The organism is Levilactobacillus suantsaii, from assembly GCF_004115745.1.
Taxonomy (GTDB): domain Bacteria; phylum Bacillota; class Bacilli; order Lactobacillales; family Lactobacillaceae; genus Levilactobacillus; species Levilactobacillus suantsaii.
Genome location: NZ_QXIL01000048.1, coordinates 1 through 4,561, shown reverse-complemented (window position 1 = coordinate 4,561; position 4,561 = coordinate 1). Strand labels below are relative to the sequence as shown.

8 protein-coding genes are annotated in these 4,561 nt (G+C 35.0%); 2 read left to right on the top strand and 6 right to left on the bottom strand.

Annotation, left to right across the window (positions count from 1 at the left end):
• Positions 1–192: 192 nt before the first annotated feature.
• From DXH47_RS11395 to DXH47_RS11385, 3 genes are all read right to left on the bottom strand, one after another.
• On the bottom strand, positions 193–405 hold the full coding sequence (locus tag DXH47_RS11395; RefSeq protein WP_129033421.1) for a hypothetical protein: 213 nt from the start codon (positions 403–405) through the stop codon (positions 193–195).
• Positions 406–781: 376 nt separating this feature from the next.
• Positions 782–1,141, bottom strand: coding sequence for a hypothetical protein (locus DXH47_RS11390; RefSeq protein ID WP_129033420.1), 360 nt, complete (start codon positions 1,139–1,141; stop codon positions 782–784).
• 12 nt (positions 1,142–1,153) lie between these two features.
• Entirely contained in the window at positions 1,154–1,741 is a 588-nt protein-coding gene (locus DXH47_RS11385; RefSeq protein ID WP_027821988.1) for a site-specific integrase, read from the bottom strand.
• A gap of 76 nt (positions 1,742–1,817) precedes the next feature.
• On the opposite strand from DXH47_RS11385, the gene DXH47_RS11380 reads away from it, so the two are divergent.
• Entirely contained in the window at positions 1,818–2,096 is a 279-nt protein-coding gene (locus DXH47_RS11380) for a type II toxin-antitoxin system Phd/YefM family antitoxin (protein WP_003586674.1), read from the top strand.
• Entirely contained in the window at positions 2,096–2,452 is a 357-nt protein-coding gene (locus tag DXH47_RS11375; RefSeq protein WP_129033419.1) for a type II toxin-antitoxin system YafQ family toxin, read from the top strand. Before DXH47_RS11380 ends, DXH47_RS11375 begins: the two co-directional genes overlap by 1 nt.
• Before the next feature lie 109 nt (positions 2,453–2,561).
• Here the strand turns inward: DXH47_RS11375 and arsC are convergent, their stop codons facing one another.
• From arsC to DXH47_RS11360, 3 genes are read right to left on the bottom strand one after another with little or no spacing between them, the layout of a single operon-like run.
• A complete protein-coding gene (gene arsC, locus DXH47_RS11370; protein WP_129033418.1) occupies positions 2,562–2,978 on the bottom strand; it encodes an arsenate reductase (thioredoxin) in 417 nt (138 codons plus the stop codon).
• Positions 2,979–2,989: 11 nt separating this feature from the next.
• Positions 2,990–4,027, bottom strand: coding sequence for an ACR3 family arsenite efflux transporter (arsB, locus tag DXH47_RS11365; RefSeq protein WP_129033417.1), 1,038 nt, complete (start codon positions 4,025–4,027; stop codon positions 2,990–2,992).
• A gap of 50 nt (positions 4,028–4,077) precedes the next feature.
• Positions 4,078–4,395 carry an ArsR/SmtB family transcription factor gene (locus tag DXH47_RS11360; protein WP_012391388.1) on the bottom strand — a complete coding sequence of 106 codons (318 nt, stop codon included), beginning with the start codon at positions 4,393–4,395 and terminating at the stop codon, positions 4,078–4,080.
• Positions 4,396–4,561 lie beyond the last annotated feature (166 nt).

Sequence of the window (4,561 nt, the reverse complement as noted above, 5' to 3'; positions counted from 1 at the left end):
TCCTTATGCTCCCACGCTACGCTCGTCCGCTACCATTGACAGCAAACAGTTAGTTTTTCTAAATCTTAGCAAGAATTCAACTGCTATGTTTGCTTCTAAAGCCCTTATTTTTCGTTTCTAGCGATTTTAAGACTATTTATATATATTTATACCAAAACAAAAATAAAAAGCCCTCAGTGAGCTTTTAGAGGGCTAGATGACGAAACCAGGACGATTAATAATATCTTCTTGTCTTTTTTGCAAAATATAAGTGTATAAGGAATCATACAAATTCCTTTTGATCTCGTCAGGTTTATTGACAGAAGCTTCAAACAATTCTTGAATATCAACTTGCCAAGGATCAGCAAGCATTTCATCAATTGGTTTTAATACTTTCTTTTCGTCAATCTTAATGACTCCTAACATCAAAATAATGCTTTCAGTTTAAATTCACAGATCTTACAGCACCGTTATTCAAAATTTGTTACCAAGCTTATAAAGATTATCTGCACAAAGCGACTAAAAAATTTTCGCTTAAAACAGTGTAATCTGCAACACTTTTTAAATATTTAAAACATAACAATCTTAGTTAGGTGCAAACATAAATTGAATTAAGAATACAGCCAATTCAACAACGGCAAGAACTGATTTCATGGTTATCAGCAGACCGAGTGAAACGAGGTCAATGTGCACTTACACCCTTGACACTTGTCAAGGGTAGATTTAATCCCCATCAAAATGGGGATTATTTGTATTAGAAGGCTAGCGCCAACGATAAAAATCCTAGAGCCAAATCTCAAGATTAATCAATCACATTACGAAGGATCCAATGACTATAAGCAAGACGAGCACCGGGAGTTATTACCCAAGGGTGATTAATTTCGAAAATTTGAATTTCAGTTGCTAAGTAAAGTGGCGTCTTACCATGATTAAAAGCAAAAACGGGTTGCGGAAAATCAGGCTTACTAGCAACCTGATGAACACTTTGACGAGAATTCATCTGCCAACGAATTTTTAAATCTTCACGCGACAATAATTTTGGCAGGTGTGTTTTTTCAATTTGAGCTTGTTGTTGCAACTTTTGTGTAAAGGCTTGTTTAGTCTTGTTTTGATGCCAATCATCAAACAGCTCATATTTGTTGGTTTTAAAATCTAAATCCATAAAGCCGGCCTCCTAACCAAAATCAATTTTATCCAGCATCGTTTCAGTACTAGCCTGGTCTAAGCCTAAATAAGCTAAAGTCATCGCCTCACTGGAATGATTGAGCAGATTCATGACTAAGCCAATATTATAATTTGATTGCGTGTAGACGCGATAAGCCCCGGTTTTGCGCATTGTGTGGGTCCCTAGATAATTAATGCCTAACAGATCGCCAACCTTACTCATGATTTTGTAAAATTGTTTTTCTGTAATATGGCGCTCGGGGTGTTGAATGGAAGGAAAGAGCCATTCAGAGGCTAGTCTATGATCAAGTAGCCATTGACGGTACAATAAGAGCTCTGTTTGAACTGGTTTAAGATACAAGGTATTAGGCTTACCCGTTTTTCGGTCGTGAATGAACGCATTTTGTTTAATAGAACCGTCCGGATTGAAAATATCGGTTTGTTTTAAGCGCATGACGTCACTGACTCGCAACAGTGTCGCTTTGCCAACTTGAAAAACTGTATAGTTACGCCGGCCAGCTTTAAAGTTGTTGAGTAAGGTATCTTGCACCTCTTTGAGAACGTTTGAATCTTTGATGGGTAAGACAACTTGTTGCATAGTTTTAGCTCCTTAAAAAATTGATTTTTAGTACAAATTAAAGTACAATATTAAGTACAATGAAAGGGTGGTAAATATGACATTAGCACTAACACAGAGCGATTTTCGCGCTAACCTAAAAAAATATTTAGATCAAGTTAATGACGAAGACGAAACCGTTTATATTGCTCGTTCAAATAGTCGCGCAGTAGCCATCGTTTCACAAGAAAAAATGGACTGGCTAGAAAGAGCATTAAAAGCTAAAGAAGGTTCGTTAGAATATGCAATTGCACGTGATCAGTTAATTAAACGCCATGTTTTACCTGACGATGAAATTGTTGAATCAGATGATGATTATTGGGGCCAGTTTAAATAATGAAAAAACTAAGATTTAAACCACGTGCAACCTTTAATGCTGATCTAAAACGGTTAGCCAGTTTAGACAAATCTATTATTGATGAAGTTCGAGCAGCCATTGACCTGATGCTTGAGCAACAACAATTACCACCAGAATTTGAAGATCATGAGCTTAATCGGCGAATGAGCGGTTATAATGAATTTCACTTACGAGATACCCCGAAAAACAAAACACCAAGCGAAACTAACGATGTCCTGGTTGTTTATACGATTGATAAAGATGAACTAGTCTTAATTGGAATTCGAGTCGGATCGCATGATCGTTTATTTCCTGGTCAAAATCGTTCCAAAAGGTATCGAAAAAATGACAAATAAGAGAAGTCATTTATACCATATAGAAATAAATAACCCCTAATATCTACATTATAGATATTAGGGGCTATTCTTTCAATGTTTTTGAGGGGTTATTTGTTAAAAATGGACCCTATTTATAATTTTGTACAAGTTCGAATAGATTATCTTTTATTTTGTTTCGAACTTTTCTAAAGGCTTGTAGTTTTTCTTTTTCTGTTCCAGTGGCTTTTGCAGGGTCGGGTAATGGCCAATGAATACTTGTAGCTTGTGGTGGAATAACTGGACATTTATCTCGTGCATCACCGCATAAAGTAACAATTAGATTAGCTGAATTGAAGTAATTTAAATCAATCAGTTTTGAATACTGCTGATTAATATCGACACCATCTTCTGCCATAACTTGTACTGCATTTTTGTTTAAACCATGCTTTTCTACGCCCGCACTTCTAATTTCAAATTTATCGGAAGGAAAAAGTTCTTTTGCGTATCCTTCGGCCATTTGGCTTCGACATGAATTCCCGGTACAGAGAAAATAGATTTTTTTCATTTGGTTACTCCTTAATCATAATATTTTCTTTTAATCCATAGTGCTACATCAACTAATAAGATCATTACCGGTACTTCAACCATTGGGCCAATAACGGCAGCAAATGCTTCTCCAGAATTCAAGCCAAATATAGCGACTGTTACTGCAACAGCTAATTCAAAGTTATTACTTGCAGCGGTGAAAGATTGTGTCGCAGAAATTGAATAACTAGTTTTAGTCTTTTTCGCAATCCAAAAGGTTATGAAGAACATTAAGACAAAATATAGTAATAAAGGAACAGCAATTCTTATTGCGTCCATTGGTAGTTGAACTACTTTTGCACCCTTGACAGAAAACATCACTACTATTGTAAAGAGTAAAGCCCAAGTAGTAATTCTGCTTATTTTTGGTACATATTTATCTTCAAACCATTCTTTACCCTTTGTTCTAATGATAAAGTAACGAGAACCAATGCCCAAAATGAAAGGAATACCAAGATAAATAAAAACACTTTTAGCAATTTCACTCATTGTAATATTAATTGTCTGTGTTTGTAGCCCAAAGAATTTTGGTAAGACACTAATAAAGAAGTATGCATAAACGGAATATAGCAAAATCTGAAAAATTGAGTTAAAAGCTACTAGACCAGCAGCATAATCGTTATTACCCTGCGCTAATTCATTCCACACAATAACCATAGCAATACACCGTGCTAAACCGATCATGATTAAACCAATCATATAGTTTGGATAATTGTGTAGAAAGATAACAGCAAGAGCAAACATTAAAATAGGGCCAACGATCCAATTTTGAACTAATGAAAAAGCAAGTTCCTTTTTGTCCTTAAATACATCACCCATTTTGCCATAATTAACTTTGGTTAGTGGTGGATATAGCATTAATATTAAGCCTATTGCTATTGGAATTGATGTTGTACCGATAGACCAACTATTAATTATTTTAGGGAGCGATGGAAAAGCTAAACCGCTAATAATTCCCAGTGCCATAGCTAAAAATACCCATAAGGTCATATAACGGTCCATGAATGATAAATTTTTAGAAGTACGCATAATAGCCCTCCATATAGATATTTATCTATGTATAATGCAAAATAAAAAAGCTAACAGTTTGAATGTGAATCCTTACATATGCAATGGTCAGTTTTAGATAGTATTTGTGTTAATTCACTAATCAGTCCTTCTTTTTTGTTTGAATTTAAAGAATAATAGTGCCACTTAGTATCTTTTCTTACGTTAACTAATCCACTTTTTTCCAGAATACTCATATGGTGGGATAGAGTCGGTTGTGTAAAGTTAAAGTGTGCAAGTATATCACACCCACACATCTCACCACAGGACAGCATTTCTAAAATCTTAAGACGGTTAGGTTCAGCAACCACCTTTAAAAGTGATGCCAAATCTTTATACTCATAGTGCATCAGTAAATTCCTCCACATTAAACATAGACGACTATCTATATTGTATCACATGAATAATGAAAAAGATTGCCGTTCGGACGAAATTAGATTTTTTACTATTATTACAAAACCAGCAGTATTAATATGTTATTCGCCAAAGCCAACCATGTTTTTCTTCATTTGCCGA

Excerpts from the sequence above, each read along its gene's own strand:
- DXH47_RS11375 (WP_129033419.1), top strand. The coding sequence starts at position 2,096 with ATGAAAAAACTAAGATTTAAACCACGTGCAACCTTTAATGCTGATCTA.
- arsB (WP_129033417.1), bottom strand. The coding sequence starts at position 4,027 with ATGCGTACTTCTAAAAATTTATCATTCATGGACCGTTATATGACCTTA.
- DXH47_RS11385 (WP_027821988.1), bottom strand. The coding sequence starts at position 1,741 with ATGCAACAAGTTGTCTTACCCATCAAAGATTCAAACGTTCTCAAAGAG.
- DXH47_RS11380 (WP_003586674.1), top strand. The coding sequence starts at position 1,818 with ATGACATTAGCACTAACACAGAGCGATTTTCGCGCTAACCTAAAAAAA.
- DXH47_RS11395 (WP_129033421.1), bottom strand. The coding sequence starts at position 405 with ATGTTAGGAGTCATTAAGATTGACGAAAAGAAAGTATTAAAACCAATT.
- arsC (WP_129033418.1), bottom strand. The coding sequence starts at position 2,978 with ATGAAAAAAATCTATTTTCTCTGTACCGGGAATTCATGTCGAAGCCAA.
- DXH47_RS11390 (WP_129033420.1), bottom strand. The coding sequence starts at position 1,141 with ATGGATTTAGATTTTAAAACCAACAAATATGAGCTGTTTGATGATTGG.
- DXH47_RS11360 (WP_012391388.1), bottom strand. The coding sequence starts at position 4,395 with ATGCACTATGAGTATAAAGATTTGGCATCACTTTTAAAGGTGGTTGCT.